A 19,949-nucleotide genomic window follows, 5' to 3' on the forward strand; every position below is an offset into this window, starting at 1 on the left:
CATTAGGCTCTAAAAAAATTGTACCACTTTTTCTTTTTGTTTGGTGAACTGCCATAGCCATATCCGTAACCATAGCCCTTTTTGCCTTTTTTAACGCCATTAAGTAATAAGGTTAGATTCGGTAATCTTTTTTCATCATAAAGTGGTTGCGCTACATGGACAAGTTGTCTTTTATCCACATTGTCGGCACTAACAACATATATAAACAAATCTGCTAAATCTGAAATAAGCAATGTATCACTGACTAAACCAACTGCTGATGTATCAACAATAACATAATTGTAATTTTTCTCTGCATAGGTAATTATTTCGTTAAACCTTTTACTCATAAGGAGTTCGGAGGGATTTGGTGGTATTGTACCGGAAGGTAGAATATCTAAATATTCATTTGATGGATGATGAACAATTACATCTTCAAGCTTTAAGGTTTTATCTGCAATGTAATCCGAAAGACCTTTCCCATGACTTTTCTCAACTTCCAAATACTTTAAAATTTTTGGTACTCTAATATCACCTTCAATTAATAGAACCTTATGTTTAGAGAAAGAAATAGAACTGGCTAAATTTGTACTCGTATGGGACTTTCCCTCTTGGGCTTTTGTTGAAGTGACAAACAATTTTTTCGCTCTATTGTCTATGTTTTTTAGTATGAAGTCAATATTTGACCTTACAATTCTGAATGCCTCTGCTTTAGGTGAATAGTCAACTTTTTTGATTAATTTTTCTTTTTTGCTAGATTTGGGAATATCACCTATATAAGGAATATTAAGGAGGTTCGTTAATTCATCCTTGCTGTATATCTTATTGTCAATAATGTCTTTTATGTACAAGAAACCTACAGGAATTCCAAGGCCAAACAAAAAAGATGCTAGATATATCATCATTCTATTTGGTGCTACTGGCTTATGCGAAGAATGAGCTGAGTCTATCAATTTGGCACTTGACGTGTACATACCTAATGTAATTGCGGATTCTTCCCTCTTCTCAAGCAGGTACAAATAGAGTGATTCTTTTATGCTTTGTTGTCTATTAATTCCTCTAAGTTGCCTTGCCTTTGAAGGTGCCACATATAATTGACCACTAATTCTTTCGCTCTCACTGTTCAAATTTTCAAGTGTTAGCTCAGATGTTTTTTTTATGCTAGCCAAAGAATTTTCTAGATTTTCTTTTAAGGCTTGTATTTGGTTGTTAAGCTGCACAACAACTGGATTTTTTTCAGTTGAATTTTTTAATATTCTATCTCGCTCGCCAACGAGGTCATTATGGCTTTTAATAATCAATGCGGTATTCGCATCACCTATGCCGACGTTTGCAGGTAACATATCACTTATCTTGCTATCATCACTAATCTCCTCTTGTAGATACGTAATCATTTGAATATTAGTTGCTGTATTTGCAATTTGATTTTCAATCTGTTTTTTACTTTGTAGATTAATGTCGGCCTGAGAATTCAATGCAACTAAACTATTTTGTTTTTGAACCAACTCCGCTTTTGTTTCCACTTCGCCTAATTCCTCTGAGACTTTTTCAAGCCTATTGTTTATAAATTCCGATGTTATCCTAACCACAGCTTCTTTATCAGCTAATACATCTTTATTGTACTCCTTAATAAGCTCATCCAAAATATCCATTGCCTTAAACGAATTAGAATCATTTAATTCTAATTTAATAATACTTGAACCTTTATCTGTAGTAACATTAATTTTTCTTTGATAGGAACTTACTATAGAACTAACTGGAATCAAAGAAAGTTTATAACTGCCTCCCACAATTGGTGCGTTTTTTCCTGTATTAGGTGTGATTGTAACATCACCGATAATACTTTCAATTTTTTCTCCAAATGCATGCAACTTGCCTTTACTTTCATCTCTCTCAGACATCAGGGATTTGTCCTCATTTTCAAATAAAAGAAATTCAGATGATGATTTTACTTTTAAGTATAAATCGCCTTTCTTTCTACTTATAATTGAATCACTTTCAAAAAAACTTAATTTTAAAGGTGGATTTCGATATATTTCAAGTTCTTTTATTTTTCCTTCAGCAAAGCATACGATGTTAAGATTTAGGTTTTTTACAACATTCTCAATTATGGTACGTGATTTAATTATTTCTATTTCATCTTTAATCTTATCTGCTCCTTGAGAAAAAAAGCCATTATTTGTAATTTCTCCAATACTAGGTAGTTTTTTTGACTCATTTTCCTCCTGAATTTTAATAGTTGCTGTTGCTTTGTATTCATTATTTGCATAACGCAAATATGTGTAGGCTAAACTTACTGCTACTATTAAACAAAGTAAAATTAGTTTCCATTCGTTTAAGTAGGATTCGATTAACTGACGTATATCGCTATTATTTGAATTTGATGCCATTCTTATGTCAGGTGATTTTATTAATTAGAAGAATTTGCTAAAAAGATTGCAACAATTGTTGTAAGTGTTCCTATAGCAGAAAGTAATACATTATTGTTTTGATTATATGTGGATGATCTAATCCTAGCTCTATTTGGTTCAACATAGATAACATCATTCTGTTGCAAGTAATACACAGGTGAATTAACAGTCTTTATGGAAGTTAAATCAACTTGGGCAAATTTCTTTTTACCGTCAACCTCTCTAATAATCAATACATTTTTTCTAGATCCATAAATCGTTAAATCATTAGCCATACCCAAAGCTTCCAAAAGCGTAATTCGTTCATCTTGGATGGTGAACGTACCAGGATTTGAAACTTCTCCAATAATAGTAATAGTAAAATTTGCGAGTCTAATATTGACAATTGGATCATTGGCATAAGTGCTTATTCTTTCTGTTAATAAGGAGGTTAGCTCAGTTCTTGTTAATCCTTCAACTTTAAGTGTACCAAGAACTGGGAATTGAATGTTGCCTTCATAGTCTACTAAATACGACTGAACCTGTAATTGCGCTTGTGCATTTAGACCCGTATTGGTATTATTCGCGATTACAGGTAAATTAAAGGGCCTAACAGTATCTGGGTCTAAAGCTGATACATTAATGGTTAAAATGTCATCAGGTTTATATATAAGTTGTTCGGGTTCAGAGACCAAAAGTCCTGCTTCTATGGGCTCATCTTGAAAATACACCAGGTTCTTTCTTGAAGCACAAGATGATACTATAAAAAGCGATAGCAGTATTAATAAATAAAAGCGATTTTTCATGTTAATTTTAATTGATTAATTAATAGCATTTTTGTCGTCTAAAACCTCAAATGTCGAATTGTTAGAAATGTATTCTGGTATTAATGATTTGATAAGTGCCACAATTTCAAGTGGCTGAGATAGAGAATTAATATTTGTTAATTCATTAATTTTGTTACCTACTTTTTCGATATCGACATGTCTCGATTTTGCAATCATTATTTTTTCATGATAGGTCTTTTTGGTATTCTCGCCATCTGCAAGGAGTTCTTCATATATTTTTTCTCCTGGCCTTAAACCTGTAATTTTAATATCAATATCCTCAGGATACCTCAAGCCAGAAAGCACTATCATATTAGTTGCCAAATTAAAAATTTTAATGGGTTCTCCCATATCAAAGACAAAAATCTCACCTCCATTGCCCATTGCTGCAGCCTCGAGGACTAATTGACAAGCTTCAGGTATGGTCATGAAGTACCTAGTAATTTCTTTATGGGTCACTGTCAGGGGACCTCCTTTCTCAATCTGTTTCTTAAAAAGCGGTATTACAGATCCATTTGACCCGAGGACATTTCCAAATCTGGTTGTAATAAATCTTGTATGGCCTTTACCCTTAAGACATGTTACATAGAGCTCTGCTATTCTTTTTGTTGCACCCATAACATTGGTTGGGTTTACTGCTTTATCAGTTGAAATTAATACAAATTTATCCACACTATGCTTTACTGAGACATCAGCAACATTTTTCGTGCCACCAATATTCACACTCACTGCTTCATAGGGATTATTTTCCATTAATGGCACATGTTTATAAGCTGCAGCATGAAAAACCACTTTTGGTTTATATTGATAAAAGATTTGATCAATTCTAGTTTTATTTCTTACATCGGCAACAATTGTTTCAATATTTTCTAATCCTTCTTGTTTAAACTCTTGTTGTATATCGTACAATGCGGATTCTGCGTTATCAACCAAGATTAATTTTTTATAATGATAGAGACTTACCTTTCTGCATATTTCACTGCCAATTGAACCTGCTGCACCTGTAATTAAAATAACTTTATTATCATATTGCTCTTCTAAATCAGGATTCTTAATATTTATAGGATCTCTCCCAAGAAGATCTTCAATTTTAACCTCTTTTATTTGGCCAACACTTAGATCACCGTCTATCCAACTCTGAACCGGAGGGACAATTTTTACTTTCAACCCTAATTCAAATAAGTCGCCAGTAATTTGGAGTAGTCGAGCGGGATCAATGTTTTGAATTGAAATAATGACATCTTCAATGTTATTCTTTTCAATGAAGTCAGAATCAATCGAGGCTAAATCGTAGACTTTAATTAAATTTATCTTTTTACCAACTTTCCTTTCATCATCATCAATAAAACCGACTACTTCAAGTGAATTCTTTGAGTCATTAACTATGGCGTCATAGGTTAGCATACCAGAGCTTCCAGCTCCGAAAATCAAAACACTTGTTGTTGAGTTTAAATCTTTTTTAATGTAATTATAGCCTGACTTTATTAGGAGTTTGGCTCCAATTAAAAACAGGATATTCAATAATAAATGGATATATATTATCGAACCCGAAATATTAAATATACTATCTATAACACTGATTTTTCTGCTTAAGAATGTTGTAAATATTAATAATGTTGCAAGAATATTAGCTCCAATTATAATATTTACAATATCCTTGAATCCTGTAAATCTAACTACCCCTTTGTAAGAACCAACAGAAATAAAACTAATGATTGCGGCTATTACTACATAAGGAATTTGCTCCAGTAGCGTCATCATACTGAAGTCAAGTTTGAAGTTAAACTTTATTAAATAGGCAATGAAAAAGGAAAAAATGACTACGACTACATCAAAAAGTAGTACTAGCCACTTAGAAGCATATTTTTGTGATATTTTATTTAAAAAATTAATCAGCATATTGCAAAGTACGATTTTATGCCAGAAACTACTCTATTTAGTTCGTTTTCAGTTAAGTTAGAGCCACTTGGTAAACATAGACCTTTATTGAACAAATCCTCAGAAATACCATTTAAGTATTTTGAACAATCTTTAAAGATTGGTTGTAAATGCATTGGTTTCCATAGGGGTCTAGATTCTATATTGTCTTCAAGTAAAAATTCTCTCAGTTCTTCCCTAATTTTATAAGAAGGTAATGATATAGTGGTTAACCATCTATTTGAATACATATCCTCTGGTTCATTTAAGAAGCTTATTTCATATATATTCTTGAAAGTATCACGATAGAATTGATAATTTTCTCTTCTTTTTTTTACATGAGAATCAAGAATAGTCATTTGGCCTCGGCCAATTCCAGCCACTATATTTGACATTCTGTAATTATAACCTATATGGCTATGCTCGTAATGTGGAGCCGCATCTCTAGCCTGCGTAGAAAGAAAAACGGCTTTGTCTTTAATCTTTTGATCTCGTACCGCTAATGCACCACCTCCTGAGGTTGTAATAATTTTATTTCCATTAAATGAGAGAATGGAAATATCTCCAAATGTACCACATTTACGTCCTTTATACTCGCTACCAAGTGATTCAGCACTATCTTCCAAAATTGGTATTTCGTAATTATCAGCTATTCTTCTAATTTCTTCAACCTGGTAAGGCATGCCATATAGATGGACCGCAATAATTGCTTTAGGTTTAGTTCCATTCGATATTCTATCTTTTATTGCTATTTCCAGCCGTTCTGGACAAATATTCCAAGTTTTATCTTCACTATCTACAAAAACTGGTTTCGCTCCTAAGTATACAATAGGATTTGCCGAGGCTGAAAATGTTTTGCTTTGACATAGGACTTCATCGTCCTTTTCGACACCCAATAAAATTAAACCAAGGTGTAAAGCCGCAGTTCCTGAGGCTAAGGCTGCAACAAAAACATCATCTCCGAGATATTGCTGGAGATCTTGTTCAAAACCATTTACATTAGGGCCGAGTGGTGCAACCCAATTTGAATCAAAGGCCTCTTTAATGTAGAATTGCTCTTTGCCGCTCATATGAGGCGAAGACAACCATATTTTGTTATTCATAGGTTATTTTTTCAGCTATAAACTTGAAAAATTACAAATTAAAGGTGTTTGGGACCTAATTAAATTAATAGCCATATAATGCTAATATAAGTTCAAATAGTTTAAACAGTAAAACAATAAATGAATAATACGATAAAATGTTTGTTTTAAACGATATATCATTGAATCAGACAGCAATAACAGATTAAATTCAATTTAGTTAAGGGATTTATTTGACAAATAAAAATGTGAGGAATATTTTATGAAATGTTGAGTTTAAAAAATTAGAATTTGTTACACGTCATTAGTATTAACATCCTTTCTATTAAACATATATGGTGTCGTGAATGTTTTTCATTTGCTCGATTTTGGTAGAAGAAGAGAATTTCTAAAATAATCGTAGATAGCACAATAAAAATTCTTAAAATCGCTTTATGTAAATTGAATAAAGTTCCATTTTAAGATTTAAATTTCTTGAGAAATTAAATTTATTAGTTCTTTATTAATAATTTTAACATCAAATCGTTCTTGGGCATATTTTCTGCTATTTATTCCCATTTCTTCAATTAGATGCTTGTTTTTTAAGAAGAACTCCATAGCATCGTTTAAGGATTTCTGATTTTGTGGTTCTATTAAAATACCGTTATAACCTTTTTTTACGGTTTCTTTGCAACCTGGTGTATTTGTCGTTATTATTGGTAATCCCACGGATAAGGCTTCTAGGATTGATCTAGGAACGCCTTCTCTATAATATGTAGGCAAAACGAAAACGTCTCTTTTGTACAAATGCTCTGGGATATTGGTCTGCTTCCCATGATATACAATTATACCTGCCTTATCCAAAGCCTTTAGTTCTTCTTCTTTTATTGAGGATGGTGAATTATCTGTTCCTCCTATAACATGATATTCAGAGTCTGGATATTTTTCTTTGAGAGTTTTAGCAGCATTTAAAAACAATGCGATACCTTTTTCTTTAATCAATCTTGAAACTAGCAAAAAACTGACTTTATTAGATTCAATTTTATTTGTTCTGTATTTAAATTGATTTAGATTAACACCAGAGCCACTAACAAAGGCCACCTTATTATTTTTATTAAGAATTTTTCTATCTAAGAATAATTGATAATCATCTTTATTTTGAAATACTACAACTCGATTTTTTCTTATTGAAATTTTATAAAGAGTTTCGTTTAATCTTTGTAATATCCTGGCCTTAAGTGTTAATCCTGTGAAGGTAAATCCTAAACCAGTAATTAGGGAAATCACTGGGATTCGAATTTGATTTGCCGCAATTGAACTATAAATAACAGGCTTTACTGTATATGGGAATACCAAGTCTATATCATAACTGTGCATTATTGACTTCAATTCACTTATTGTCTTCAAATCCTTCAATGGATTTAATCCAGTTCTATTCAAGCTAAACTCAATTGGTATTGCTCCAAGTTCTATTAATTTATTTTTAATTTTATCAGGGTGACCTGGAGCAAGTGCGTAAACCTCATAATTTGCGGATATAAGACTTTTTATAAAATCACCTCTAAAATTAATAAGTGATTGAGACAAAGAAGCAACTATTAATATCCGTTTCTTTTCCATTTTACACTTCTGAATTTAAGTAATTATACTTATACCATTTTTGAAAACAATAGTAAGACCATACCCTAAATGTACTGTCCTTTTTACTAGATAAATGATCTTTCACAATTTTAGAAACAGCTTCTATATTAAATATACCTTGTTCTTTAAGCATTTTAGTATCTATGTAAGATTCAAGTTCGGATCGCAAACTCTGTCTTAACCAGTCACCAGTTGGTGACCCAAATCCGCTTTTACTTTTATCAAGAAAATCTTCGGGGAACTTATCTTTAAAGGCTTCTTTTAAAATGAATTTTTTATTCCAGCCATTTATCAAATAGCTTTCGGGCAGGGTGTTTGTAAATTCCCAAATGTCCTTATTAAGAAATGGCGCTCTACATTCTAAGCTAGTGAGCATACTTGTTCGGTCTACTTTAGCCAGCATACCACCCTCCAAGCTCAGAATTTTATCCACAAGTCTAAAATCAGTAAGCGTTTCGATTTTATCATTTTTAAGTACCTCCTTATATTCCTTAAATAAGTCACTTTCAAAATAATCTGGTTGAATTAACTCAGACAATTGTTGTCTAGTATTTGCAAGTGAAATAATATCCCAATAAAACTCACCATCGTAATTTATGGCATTTAAGAGTTTATTGATTTGAAACTTTTTTCCACGTTTATCATCTTTATCAACTAGTATCTTTTTGCTGAGTTTTAAAATAACTTTATGGAAACTTTTTGGTATGATATCGGTGTACTTTCTGTTCATTTTACCTACGTAGTACTTATTATAGCCACCAAAAACTTCATCACCACCGTCACCTGTTAAAGCTACTGTCACATGTTCTCTAGTTTTTTCAGAAAGTAAGTGTGTTGGCAATGCTGCCGAGTCGGAGAACGGCTCATCAAAATTGACCAGGATCTCATGGATATTGTGCTTTAAATCATCTTCATCTATAATAAATTCGTGATGGTTGCTACCCAACATTTTTGCAACCACACGGGATTTGTCTGTTTCGTCATAGGATGCCTTTTTAAAACCGATTGAAAAGGTATCAATTCTTTTGTCGGTAGCTTGTGATAAACAGAGGGACACAATAGACGAATCTACACCACCTGATAAAAATGTACCTAAGCCTACATCTGCTACAGATCTGCTATCTACACTGTTATAAACCAATTCTCTTGTTTTTGCTTTAGCATCTTCGAAAGAGATATCAGCTGTTTTTGGTGCAGGTTCATGGTTGATTTTATGAATATTGTATTCAAACGTATTAAGATCATACTCCAAATAGTGATTGGCTTCCAGCTTGTGAATCCCTTCATAAATAGTATATGGTGCAGGAATATAGGTTAATCTAAAATAAAGATTCAATCCTTTTTTTGAGATGTTTGGCTTATAGTCAATAGTTTTGATGATAGATTTCAATTCTGAAGCCCATAAAAACTGATTGTCATTTTGTGTGTAGTATAATGGTTTTTCACCAAAGAAATCCCTAGCTATAAATAGTTTATTAATCTTTTTGTCATATATACTAAAACCATACATGCCATCTAGCCACTGAAAGGATTCTACACCATATTTTTCGTAGGCCTTTAAAATAACTTCCGTATCACTAGTGGTATGAAAAGTAACCCCTTCAGAAACTAACCTAGATTTTATAGTTTTGTAGTTATAAATTTCACCATTAAATACTATGACAATCTGCTTATCATCAGAGAAAATAGGCTGTTTCCCTGAAGATAAATCTATAATTGATAGTCGACGCATTGCCATTCCAACAGTACAATTGTCATTCTGCTCTGCAAAAACACCATCTTCGTCAGGTCCTCTATGAATGATAAGGCCGTTCATAGCATTAAGTACAGAAGACATTTTGTCTTCACTTATCTTAGTTTTATCTATAAGTCCGTTAATGCCGCACATTTATTTTAGCTTTTAATAAATTGGTTGAATTGACTGTAAATATGTTTTAGCTCGTATGCTTTTGCACGTTCTAAACTTAAGCGACTAAAGCGCTCCCTTTCAGCTGGATTTTGATGATAGTAATCTAAAGCTTTGCTTAATCCAATGTGGTCGTCGTTGTTAACGAGTAAGCCATATTTAGCTATATAAAATTCACCATTTTTTATGTTAATAGGCTCATTATCATTTAATAATTCTAACGGCCCAGACAAACAATTGGTTGACACACTCGGTAAACCAATAGCCATAGCCTCAATCAATGCATTAGGGAAACCTTCTGTAAAAGATGATAATACAAAACATTGATTATCTATAAGATACTCATTTACCTTCTTCACCCTACCTTTGAGTGTGATTTGGTCTTCTAACTTAAACTTAGCTATTTCTTCGGTTATATAAGTTCTTAAATCACCATCACCAAGAATAGAAAAATCGTAATCTAATTTAGATTCGTTAATGGCTCTCACAACCATGATTTGATTTTTTCGTTTGTTGATGGTTCCAGCTGTTATAAGCTTTAACTTATCCGTATTAGTATTCAGGCTTTCAGGATTTATTGTTTTACTTGGTAATTCTATTGGGTTATAGATAACTTCCATAGGAATTTTAATACCAAAATTATCTTTTAGATCATCATTAATGTAGACCGAATTTGAAAACAGCTTATCACATTTATTGTATAAAATAGGGTAGAAGATCTTAGAAATGTAAAAGGACAGTTTGCTAGTCACATTATCCGAAGGGAAACCTCTTTCACTAATAATGGTTTTTACATTTTTATTGAATTTAGCCACAATGCCATTGATTAAATTCGGAAATGCCAAAAATGAAACAGATATTTCTATATTATTTTTTTTGATGAACCGGTAATATCTGAAAATATAATTTATAGAATCAAAAAACTTCTTGTAAACAGGTCTATCGGCATGTTTATCGCTCATGGCAAAAATTTCTACACCTTCTGGTACAGGGAAGTGCAAAACCTTGTGAAATAGCACCAAAGTAACATTGTAATCATGTCTCAGTTCTTTTAAAAGTAAGCTGATGACTTTTTCTGCTCCACCACTTGCCAGCGATATGCTTAGGATTGAAATATTTTTTTTCTGATTTGGGGTCATAAAATAAATATCTTATTGATATTATGCATATTATTGCCAAACATAACAACAATTAATCTACTAGACTTATTTTCTCGATAATTGTAGGTTTTTAGTGTTAAAAAGGAAAGTGTTTTAATTATTAACTACATCGATGAACAGGTTTTCATATTCTTTTAATATTTTATTCCTATTGAATTTTTTGTAAACAGAATCCCTAATTTTTTCTGGAAACCAATCTTGTTTATGATTTAACTTCTCAATAAATTGTTCTTCAGACTCAACCAAAAAACCATTAAGACCATCTTCAATAATCTCATTTAACCCCCCTGGTGCTTTAAATGCAATGGCAGGTGTTCCCACAGAGCAACTTTCTATGAGGCAATTAGGAAAACCTTCTGCATAAGAAGCTTGGAGATAAAAATCGTTTTCTGACAGATATTTTGAAACTTCATTAGTGTAGGGTATATGGGTTATCTTATCTTCTATACCCAATTCTTTAGCTTGCACGAAAATATTATCTTTTTCTGGTCCAGACCCTATTATGGTATATTGAAAAGGGTAATCTATCTTTGATAAGCAATCCAGAATCCTTTTGTGCCCTTTCAATTTTTTCAAACGTGCTACAGTAACAAATTTAATTGTTTTGCTTTTAGTGTTTGGTATTGATTTTAATTTAAAATTATCAGTTATTGGGTTGTTGATAGTTCTTAACTTTTGTTCTGGAATATCGTATTTATCCTTCACATCATTATACATGTCATTAGATTGGCATAAGATGACATCAAGAAGTTTGTATGCAAAGTCAAAAGATTTTAAAACTCTTCTTTTTGTTGAAGTTTTCTTTTCAACTTTTATTTTTATAGTGTCCTGACTAACGATTGTGTGTCTTCCAATGAATTTGATTTTTGGAAATAAAATAGAAATTAAACCCATCATAATGTTTAGATGTGAAATGGCACTCATTACAACTAGAGGTTTTTCTTTCCTGAAAATTTTAATTAGAGGTAGAGTTGCACTCATTACTCTGTCTTTATTTAGATAGCACACCTTAATTCCTTCTACATCATATTTTTTGTCTTTTTCAAAACCAATAACAACTAAAGTACTATCGAACTTAGTTTTATCTAGATTTTGAGAAACAAAAGAGATTACTCGTTCCGCGCCCCCTGCAAATAAAGTTGGTAAAACGAAGTATACTTTTATTTTTTTTTCATTCATTTTCAATACCAAGTTTTAATAGTTGTCCTAATTTGAGATCACATTCAGGAGTTTTGAATTTCTGTGTTCCTGAGTGATGATGAAATGAAATCTCACCAAAATAAATATGTCCCTTGACTAAATAAAAATCAATCCTTGCATAGATGAAATCCTTAGCTATGGTTTCGGCTAGACTTTTCATTTGATCAAATAATTCAGGTTTCTTTTCCAACTCACCGTTTTCATATTGCCAAACACAAGGAATTAAATTCCAATTGGTATCATATAAGTTTCGTCTGCGGTCCCCAAAACGAGAAATGTCGACATGAACAAAAGCTAACTTTCCATTAAAACAATGGCACTTATAGTCATTAGGTATTTCACCATTTTCAGTCGACAAAAGTTCTTCTACTACTATTCTAGGCTCAATATTTTTGTACTGCCATTCTCTAGTTGAATAGTAAAAATTCTCTTTCAGATTACGTTTGAATTGTTTTTGAACCTTGGGCCAATCTACAGATGATTTATCTTTAACAATTAAGTAACCACCACTGTCATGATTATTTTTAATAATAAAACTGGTATCAGGCAAATTTTCAGGTTTTAAATCAGATGCATTTTTTGTATGATACAATAGTGGAATTAAGTACTTTTCCCCAATTTTTTTGGCTACATAAGATCTTACGGTGAATTTATCGGCTACCAATGTATGTAGATCTGATCTATCATAAAGTTTTAGCCAAGTTATTTTTTCATTTAATGTTTTAGGGTTATTCAAATCAATAGAATAGCCCATATATCTTTTAAAATACCATTCTATAAATAATTTGTCAGGTATAGCCCTAATACACAATTCATATATTTTATAAAAAGGTCTCAGTAAATTGTAGCCAAATTCAGATTTTCGATATAAATCTGAGATTCTTCCTCTTATAGTTTTTTTATTCTTTTTAACCATGCCTAATTAATTTTTTTATGTCTACACTTCCTATTACCTTAGCGGGTATTCCTGCGATAATTGTATTTTCTTTTTCAAATGATTTATTTACTACTGCATTTGCACCTATAGCCGTATTATTAGGTATTTTTATTTTACCAAATATTTTAGCTCCTGGAGCTATATAAACATTGTTGCCCAATTGTGGAGCTGCAGCTTCTCCACCGGATGCACCTATGTTTACACAAGCATGCATTCTGCAATTGGCACCAACTTTGGTTGATTTATTAACTACAATAGTCCCGTAATGTACAATTGATAATCCTGGCCCAAATACATTAATTGGAATAGAAAAACCTAATTTTATGGAAATTTTTTTATATCTATATCTGAGATAAGCTATGTAAAGTTTCATTATTATTCCGTTATTACGGCAATTAATATAATATTCGAGCTTTCGCATTCGCTTCTGAAAAGTATAAATTGGATTAGGGGATATTATATTTATTATTTTGTGCTCTAAGGATTTGGGATTTATGTTTAAAGCAATACGATCTCGTAGTAAGTATTCTTTATAGTTTTTTTTGCTTGAAATCATGACTTCATTATCAATTGTTAATTATTACATCAGCTCTTGAACTGTACTCATAATTTTTATATAATGCTTTTTTATTGTTTGGACGGAAAGGTCTTTTAAATATAGACTCTTTTATTTGATCAATTCTATCGTAATTAATTAATTTATGAATCTGATTGTTTTTATTTGATTCTATTTTTAGGATTATTGTTTTGGATAAAGAATCACCATAAATAGACCAACCAATTGTGTTATTGGTGATTGAATAATTTTTTCTTTCTACTGGCAAAAGTTCATCTTCTGAGTCATAAAGACTAATTTTTTTATCAACGTAATATGCAACAATTAACGATCTAAGTGACCAAAGACAACTACCAGCACCACTATATCCATCAAGTAAGCCATAATCATCTTCGTAATATCCCTGAGTAAATTTACCATCCTTTAGGGAATTTTTGTTTATAAAATGTTTCCAAGTTTGCTCTAGAGTTCTTTTAGCCAAACCCTTAGATACTACTTCGGGGTTTATTAAACTACCTGAAACAATAGGAGTTGGTGCAGCCAACCTATAGCATACACTTCTGCCCATAATAGGATACCCATAAGGACCAAAAAAATATTTGTAAAATTCTAGAAACTCTTTATGTGAACTTCTTATAAATTCTGGATCAAAATCAGGATCAATCTGATCCAACCAAAATAAACTATAATGAATTGACCAGGCGTTATAGTAGTCTAATCCATTTGGTGGATCATCAAACCAGCCATTACCTATATAATGCTCTTTTTTATATCTTGAATAAAGTTGATTTATATATTCAATATTTTGCTGATTAACATGACCAAGAGCTTCAAGACATTTAACAATTGTTATGGGAAAGAGGTTCCAATTGTTATCTACAATTTCTTTGCTAACACAACTGTTAAGCCAATTAATGACTTGAGTTTTATCAGTTTCTCTAAGTGTATTCCATATGTATTCCTTAGAAAGCCATAAACCAAGAGCTATATCTGCAGCCTCAACTATTCGCTGATCTTTGTTTTTAACCTCTCCCCAAAATTCAGTATTTCCTGGTGATGTTCCATTTAATAGCCCCATTTTAAGTAGCTCGGCGATATTAACATTTTTTCCATCTAAGGATATTTCATCGGTATTGTTAGAATACATCCAAGAGGAGGCCATCGGAAAAAATCTCGCAAAACCTTCTATTCCATTTACGTACCTGCCTTTATTACTTACTTCACCTGGGTAAAATACCAAAGCACCACCTTTTGACTTGTAATTTATATTTGCCCTGAGAAAATATTTAAAAACAGAATTAAATTTTTTGCTTGTTGATTTTTCAGAGTCATTAAATTCTAATTTAACTAGATCATCCATTTTTCTAGAACTCTCATAAGGTATTATTTTATCGGACCAACCATCTACTGACTTTGGCAATATTCTAAAATAATATATAGTACACATTGTAAGGATAATGAAAGCTAAAAAAACAAATATCTTCCTGTTTTTAATTAGTTGATTCATAGTTGTTCGAATTATTATCAATTATATATCCAAGAAGAACGAATATTACAATTAAATATGGTTGATTAATTACGCTTTGCAGACTCATCATGAATATACATAATGTTGTTAAAACTGATATACCAAAATACTTTATATCAGATTTAAGTTTTATAAGCTTAGAAAAAAGGTAAAGTAAAATAAATATGAAAAATAGAAAAAGGAAAACACCTGAGTCTGCCCATACTCCAAGGAAAGTATTGTGACCTCGCATAAATATCGAAAATTCGACACCGTTACCAACTATTGGATTTTCTAATATGTATGGCATAATATGCTCAATTAATTCTCCTCTTCCTGAGTTATCCACTTTGTCAAGTTCAAAAGTCAGCAAATTAATGATGTTCGTAATTTTATCAGTTTGAGCATCTGACAGATTAAAACTATGAACTTCTGATTTGAGTAAAAATATACTTATATAAAAGATTACAAATATTATTAGAAGTAATACTAATCTTAAACCAGTAAAATTTTTAAAATTGGTTATAACAAGACAAATTACGAAAGTAAATAATCCTGTAGTAGAAAACGTTAAAAACAGGCTGTAAAAAATCATTATTAGAATAGACCATTTTATAATTTTTGAATAGATTTTTTTTGGTCTAAAAAGTCTATCAAAAAATAAAAATGCCATTATACTAGCTAGTGCAGCATTATTTGCATCACTATAAACCCCACCGGCTCTATCTAATTCGTAATGATGAACATCACCTGTGGAAAGGCTAAAATTATTTATTTGAAAAATTAACGTAAGAAACGCAGATACAAGAAAAGCTAAAGTCAAAACTATAAAAAAATATTTCAGATGTATCTTGTTGCTTATAAAGAAATAAGATGCTACGAAATAGATTATAGGAATCATTGTGACCATTGACAACCCGCTAAAGCCACTTATTCCGCTTGCTAGGATGGCCATGGCAAAATAACCTAAATAATATATGAACCAGAGTCTAGCAGTTTTAGAGGTTTCAACTATAAATACTCTTGATAAACTTATACCTATTAGCAATAATCCAAGATTTGAATAGGCTATAAGTCTAGCATAACTATCGCCATAAAAGGCTGACATAATATTTTGAAAGTAAAAACAACTATTAAAAACAGGCCAAAGAAAACATATATAAACTACAATTCTTTGCATTATTTTTCTAACAATAATTTATTAAACAAGTCTTGGTATTTTTTAGTTATATTTGAAATATGGAATTTGTCTAACGACTTAATTGCTTCATTAGATAATTGCTTTCTTAAATTTTCGTTATTTATAAGTTCATCTAACTTTTCTTGCATTTTTAAACTATCTTGATCATCTATAAGAAAGCCATTCACATCATGTTCGATTATGTCTGAAGGTCCTGTCTTACAATTATAAGATATACATGCCATTCCCTGAGACATAGCTTCAAGTAAAACCATTGGCAAACCTTCATATCTCGATGACAAAATAAAGATAGATGACTTTTGCATTAATTCAGATACATTATCCACAAAACCTAAAAATAACACTTGATTTTCTAAATTATATTGTTTTACAAGTTTAGATAAATACTCTAAACCAATGGACCCATACCCCGCAATTTTTAATTTCCATTCAGGATTTGCAATTAATAAAGGGGCAATAAGCTTTATTAAGTTATCAAAGCCTTTATGATGATATCTGTCTAAATGTCCAACTGCTAATATGGTATTATCTCTTCTATGCGAATTATCTTTAATTGGTTTAAATGTACATGGATTAGGCATAACACGTACGTTTACTCCAAATTTTGTATAGTAGGGTAAATCAAATGAAGTTAAAACTGTAACCAAATCAGCCTTTTTGTAAACATATTCCTTTGTTAACTTTGTTATTAATTTACGCCCTTTCATGTATCTTAAATAGGAATTATGTTCTTGTGCTATTATTTTTATTTTAAAAAGTTTGGCAACTATAATACATATAAGATTTGTTAAGGTGATAAATGAAATTATAATATTTGGTCTATTTGTTCTAGTCTTATAAAATCTGCTTAAATTAATAATACTTCTTAATGTATGAGAAGGTATGTATGGAGATCCTTTGAGACTTTCTCGTTTTATGGAAGGATTTAGCTCGTAATTGTCTTTTTTATTAAATAACGTAATTACTGAAATCTCATTATTGGGATTCTTGGCTAAATTATTTGCCATTAAAACAAGGACTCTTTCAGCACCTCCATGACCTATGGAAGATATGATAAAATGGATTTTCATATTTTAGTTTTTATTAAATTTAATATTCTTTTAGACACATTTCTGAAACCAGCACTTGATAAATATATAAAGGGCGTATATATAAATATTATACAGATTAAATGCTTAAATGAAAAAAATATTAAATTAATAAGGTTTATTTCATCTATTGAAATACGCGATGATATCAATGTGCATAAATAGAACGGAATAATCATCGAGATAATTAAAACAGAAAAGTCTTTCCAATATTTTAATAAACTATCTTGGAAACCATATTTATATAAATAGTAAGGTCTCCAAATCAAAATAATTATAGAAAAAGCAATAGTTGTACCCATGAGTATCCCTGCTAAATCAAAATAATGGAGTAAAATAATAGACATGGTTAAGTTTATAATACTCTGAATAACTGGAGCCCATATGTCTTGGAATAAACCATAAGCATCCTTGAAGTGATCTACAGGAACACGGATTTGTTTTATAAACATATTTATTAAAAAGAGATTCAGTACCCATTTGCTCAAAATATATTTCTCACCTAGCCATAATGAAATAAAAGGTTCTGTAATAAAATAGAGCAAGATGAAAGCTATTCCGCCAAGATAGAACCGTAATGCCATCATTTCCCAAAATACTTTTTTAATATTGGTTTTATCATTTTCAGCAACGAGATTTCCTATTCCTGCAGCTGTTCCGGCAAATGCTGTATTAATTAATTGTAACAACCTACTAAATAATAGGGAATAATTACCGAAGAAGGCGACTGTTTCTATACTTATAAATGCAAAAATTAATATTTTATCGGTACCGTTAGTTACAAATGCACCTAATTTATGTACTGAGACTTGCTTAATTTTTTTTATTATCTCAGGATTCTTTTTTAGTATTAAATTTGATGTTTTTTGATTAATTTTTAGCCATGGATATATTCTTTTTACCTTTCGCCTGAGAACATAACTATTAGAGATATAGAAGATCAGCTCTAAAGATATCCAGCCAATAGCACTATCGAAATAATAAACGATAATACATTGAATAATAATTTTAACTAGATTTAATGCTTGAGAATTGGACGTTATGACATAGTCTTTCTGGTCGGCTTGTAGTAAAGTGATATGATAATTGAAAAAGAAATTTAAAGACATCCCGAAAAGGAAGGTGTAATAAGTGAAATAGACAATTGCTAAAGGTGCATCTAAATCATCAAACATTAATGGAAAGAAAAATGAAATTAGTATTCCGCTAATTAGAATAAAAACACCAATCTTCTTATAAAGATGGCCAAAAAGAGCAATTAATTCATTAATCCTTAAATATTCATTTTTGAATATTGGTTTGTACAGACTATAACCTATAGCCGTACCAATACCTAATTCTGCCAGATTTAAAAACCCAAGGAAACTACGTAAAGTGTCTGCTAGGCCAATAAATTCATCACCTAGATGATCAAGAAATAATTTCCTGGAAAAGAATTGTACAAATATGAATAGAAAATAAAAAAATACACTTATTTTCAAATTCTTAAGAGCATAATTTAATCTAGACATCTTTTAATTTTAGATTAATTTTATTTTGAAGCTGAATTCTTTTTAAATTGATTATTAGAAAATACCTGTAAAATGACGTAGGTAATAAAACAATCATAAAAACAAAGAAATTAAAACAATGAAAAGAATGGTATTTTCTAAGTAGCAATCGAATACTATTACGGTGTTTGTAGTCCTCATCCAGCCAACTATTTAGATGGAGATGATTATAATGCGAGGTTAAAAATTGAAAAAGATATTGTTTTGCATAATATTGAATTTTTTTAGAATATCCTTCTGTTTCTAATACAACATATTCTGCAGCACCTATCGATTTTAATTTTTTTATAGAATATTTGCTTCTTATTACACTATTTATATTCTCTACATTATATATATACAAAGGTTCATCTATAAATCCAAGCTTATCAATTGAGTTTAATATGTCCATCGTATAATATACATCTTGATGCAAAATATGCTCTTTGAAAAATCTGTTTTTCACTACATCAATTTTGTATATTCGGCGCCAAACAGCGAACCTTTTGTTTTTAAGCACCCTTTGAAGAGTTGTTTCTTTTTCTTCGATAATCCCTTCAATATCCTTATTAGTCAATTCTATATTTAAAATGCCTTTTGATTCCACAGAGCTACATTCTACAACTTTCAAGTTATTCTTTATAGAAAAATCAAGTAGTTTTTGAAACATGTCGTTTCTTATCCAGTCATCACTATCAACAAAGCCTATATAATCACCTGTGGATTTAGTAAGTCCATAGTTGCGGGCAATACTTGAGCCCCCATTTTCAATATGGTAAACGGATATCCTTGAATCTCTATTTGCAAAAGAGGTACAAATGTCACCACTATTATCGGTAGAACCGTCATTAACCAAAATTATTTCAAGATGACTATAGGTTTGATTAATAAGAGACTCAATGCATCTTTCTAAGTAAGATTCTACATTGTATACTGGTACTATAATACTAATTAATGGCTTCATCTAGATTTGGGTTGAAATGATTAAGTGTTTTAATCTAATTTTTCAATTTTTATAAAGCTGAAATAAACTATCTATTGTTTTGACAT

The 19,949-nt window shown here is 30.9% G+C and carries 15 protein-coding genes; all 15 read right to left on the reverse strand.

Annotation, left to right across the window (positions count from 1 at the left end):
- Positions 1 to 2: 2 nt before the first annotated feature.
- Positions 3 to 2,369 carry a GumC family protein gene (locus LBU54_RS08815; protein ID WP_224528428.1) on the reverse strand — a complete coding sequence of 789 codons (2,367 nt, stop codon included), beginning with the start codon at positions 2,367 to 2,369 and terminating at the stop codon, positions 3 to 5.
- Positions 2,370 to 2,389: 20 nt separating this feature from the next.
- The gene (locus LBU54_RS08820) at positions 2,390 to 3,175 is read right to left on the reverse strand and encodes a polysaccharide biosynthesis/export family protein (RefSeq protein ID WP_224528429.1); all 786 of its coding nucleotides are present in this window, start codon (positions 3,173 to 3,175) and stop codon (positions 2,390 to 2,392) included.
- A 15-nt stretch (positions 3,176 to 3,190) separates the two neighbouring features.
- Positions 3,191 to 5,095 carry a nucleoside-diphosphate sugar epimerase/dehydratase gene (locus LBU54_RS08825; protein WP_224528432.1) on the reverse strand — a complete coding sequence of 635 codons (1,905 nt, stop codon included), beginning with the start codon at positions 5,093 to 5,095 and terminating at the stop codon, positions 3,191 to 3,193.
- The gene (locus LBU54_RS08830; protein ID WP_224528434.1) at positions 5,089 to 6,216 is read right to left on the reverse strand and encodes a DegT/DnrJ/EryC1/StrS family aminotransferase; all 1,128 of its coding nucleotides are present in this window, start codon (positions 6,214 to 6,216) and stop codon (positions 5,089 to 5,091) included. The genes LBU54_RS08825 and LBU54_RS08830 overlap by 7 nt, the downstream gene beginning before the upstream one ends.
- 444 nt (positions 6,217 to 6,660) lie before the next feature.
- Complete coding sequence (locus LBU54_RS08835; RefSeq protein ID WP_224528437.1) at positions 6,661 to 7,794, reverse strand: glycosyltransferase family 4 protein; 1,134 nt, start codon at positions 7,792 to 7,794, stop codon at positions 6,661 to 6,663.
- A 1-nt stretch (position 7,795) separates the two neighbouring features.
- Entirely contained in the window at positions 7,796 to 9,703 is a 1,908-nt protein-coding gene (gene asnB / locus LBU54_RS08840) for an asparagine synthase (glutamine-hydrolyzing) (protein WP_224528440.1), read from the reverse strand.
- 5 nt (positions 9,704 to 9,708) lie between these two features.
- Positions 9,709 to 10,860: a glycosyltransferase gene (locus LBU54_RS08845; protein ID WP_224528442.1), complete on the reverse strand. Its 1,152-nt coding sequence runs from the start codon at positions 10,858 to 10,860 to the stop codon at positions 9,709 to 9,711.
- A gap of 114 nt (positions 10,861 to 10,974) precedes the next feature.
- Positions 10,975 to 12,060, reverse strand: a complete 1,086-nt coding sequence (locus LBU54_RS08850) for a glycosyltransferase (RefSeq protein ID WP_224528444.1) — start codon at positions 12,058 to 12,060, stop codon at positions 10,975 to 10,977.
- Positions 12,053 to 12,997 carry an ATP-grasp fold amidoligase family protein gene (locus tag LBU54_RS08855; protein WP_224528446.1) on the reverse strand — a complete coding sequence of 315 codons (945 nt, stop codon included), beginning with the start codon at positions 12,995 to 12,997 and terminating at the stop codon, positions 12,053 to 12,055. Before LBU54_RS08855 ends, LBU54_RS08850 begins: the two co-directional genes overlap by 8 nt.
- Positions 12,990 to 13,391, reverse strand: a complete 402-nt coding sequence (locus LBU54_RS08860) for a serine O-acetyltransferase (RefSeq protein ID WP_224528448.1) — start codon at positions 13,389 to 13,391, stop codon at positions 12,990 to 12,992. Before LBU54_RS08860 ends, LBU54_RS08855 begins: the two co-directional genes overlap by 8 nt.
- 193 nt (positions 13,392 to 13,584) lie before the next feature.
- The gene (locus tag LBU54_RS08865; protein ID WP_224528449.1) at positions 13,585 to 15,081 is read right to left on the reverse strand and encodes a DUF2264 domain-containing protein; all 1,497 of its coding nucleotides are present in this window, start codon (positions 15,079 to 15,081) and stop codon (positions 13,585 to 13,587) included.
- Positions 15,065 to 16,261, reverse strand: coding sequence for an O-antigen ligase family protein (locus tag LBU54_RS08870; RefSeq protein WP_224528450.1), 1,197 nt, complete (start codon positions 16,259 to 16,261; stop codon positions 15,065 to 15,067). The genes LBU54_RS08865 and LBU54_RS08870 overlap by 17 nt, the downstream gene beginning before the upstream one ends.
- Positions 16,261 to 17,352 (reverse strand): glycosyltransferase family 4 protein, encoded by a 1,092-nt coding sequence (locus LBU54_RS08875; RefSeq protein ID WP_224528451.1) that lies wholly within the window; start codon positions 17,350 to 17,352, stop codon positions 16,261 to 16,263. The genes LBU54_RS08870 and LBU54_RS08875 overlap by 1 nt, the downstream gene beginning before the upstream one ends.
- Positions 17,349 to 18,881: a lipopolysaccharide biosynthesis protein gene (locus LBU54_RS08880; RefSeq protein ID WP_224528452.1), complete on the reverse strand. Its 1,533-nt coding sequence runs from the start codon at positions 18,879 to 18,881 to the stop codon at positions 17,349 to 17,351. The genes LBU54_RS08875 and LBU54_RS08880 overlap by 4 nt, the downstream gene beginning before the upstream one ends.
- Entirely contained in the window at positions 18,874 to 19,863 is a 990-nt protein-coding gene (locus LBU54_RS08885) for a glycosyltransferase (protein ID WP_224528453.1), read from the reverse strand. The genes LBU54_RS08880 and LBU54_RS08885 overlap by 8 nt, the downstream gene beginning before the upstream one ends.
- Positions 19,864 to 19,949: the final 86 nt, after the last annotated feature.

The sequence above is a fragment of the Winogradskyella alexanderae genome (assembly GCF_020166335.1).
Lineage (GTDB): Bacteria > Bacteroidota > Bacteroidia > Flavobacteriales > Flavobacteriaceae > Winogradskyella > Winogradskyella alexanderae.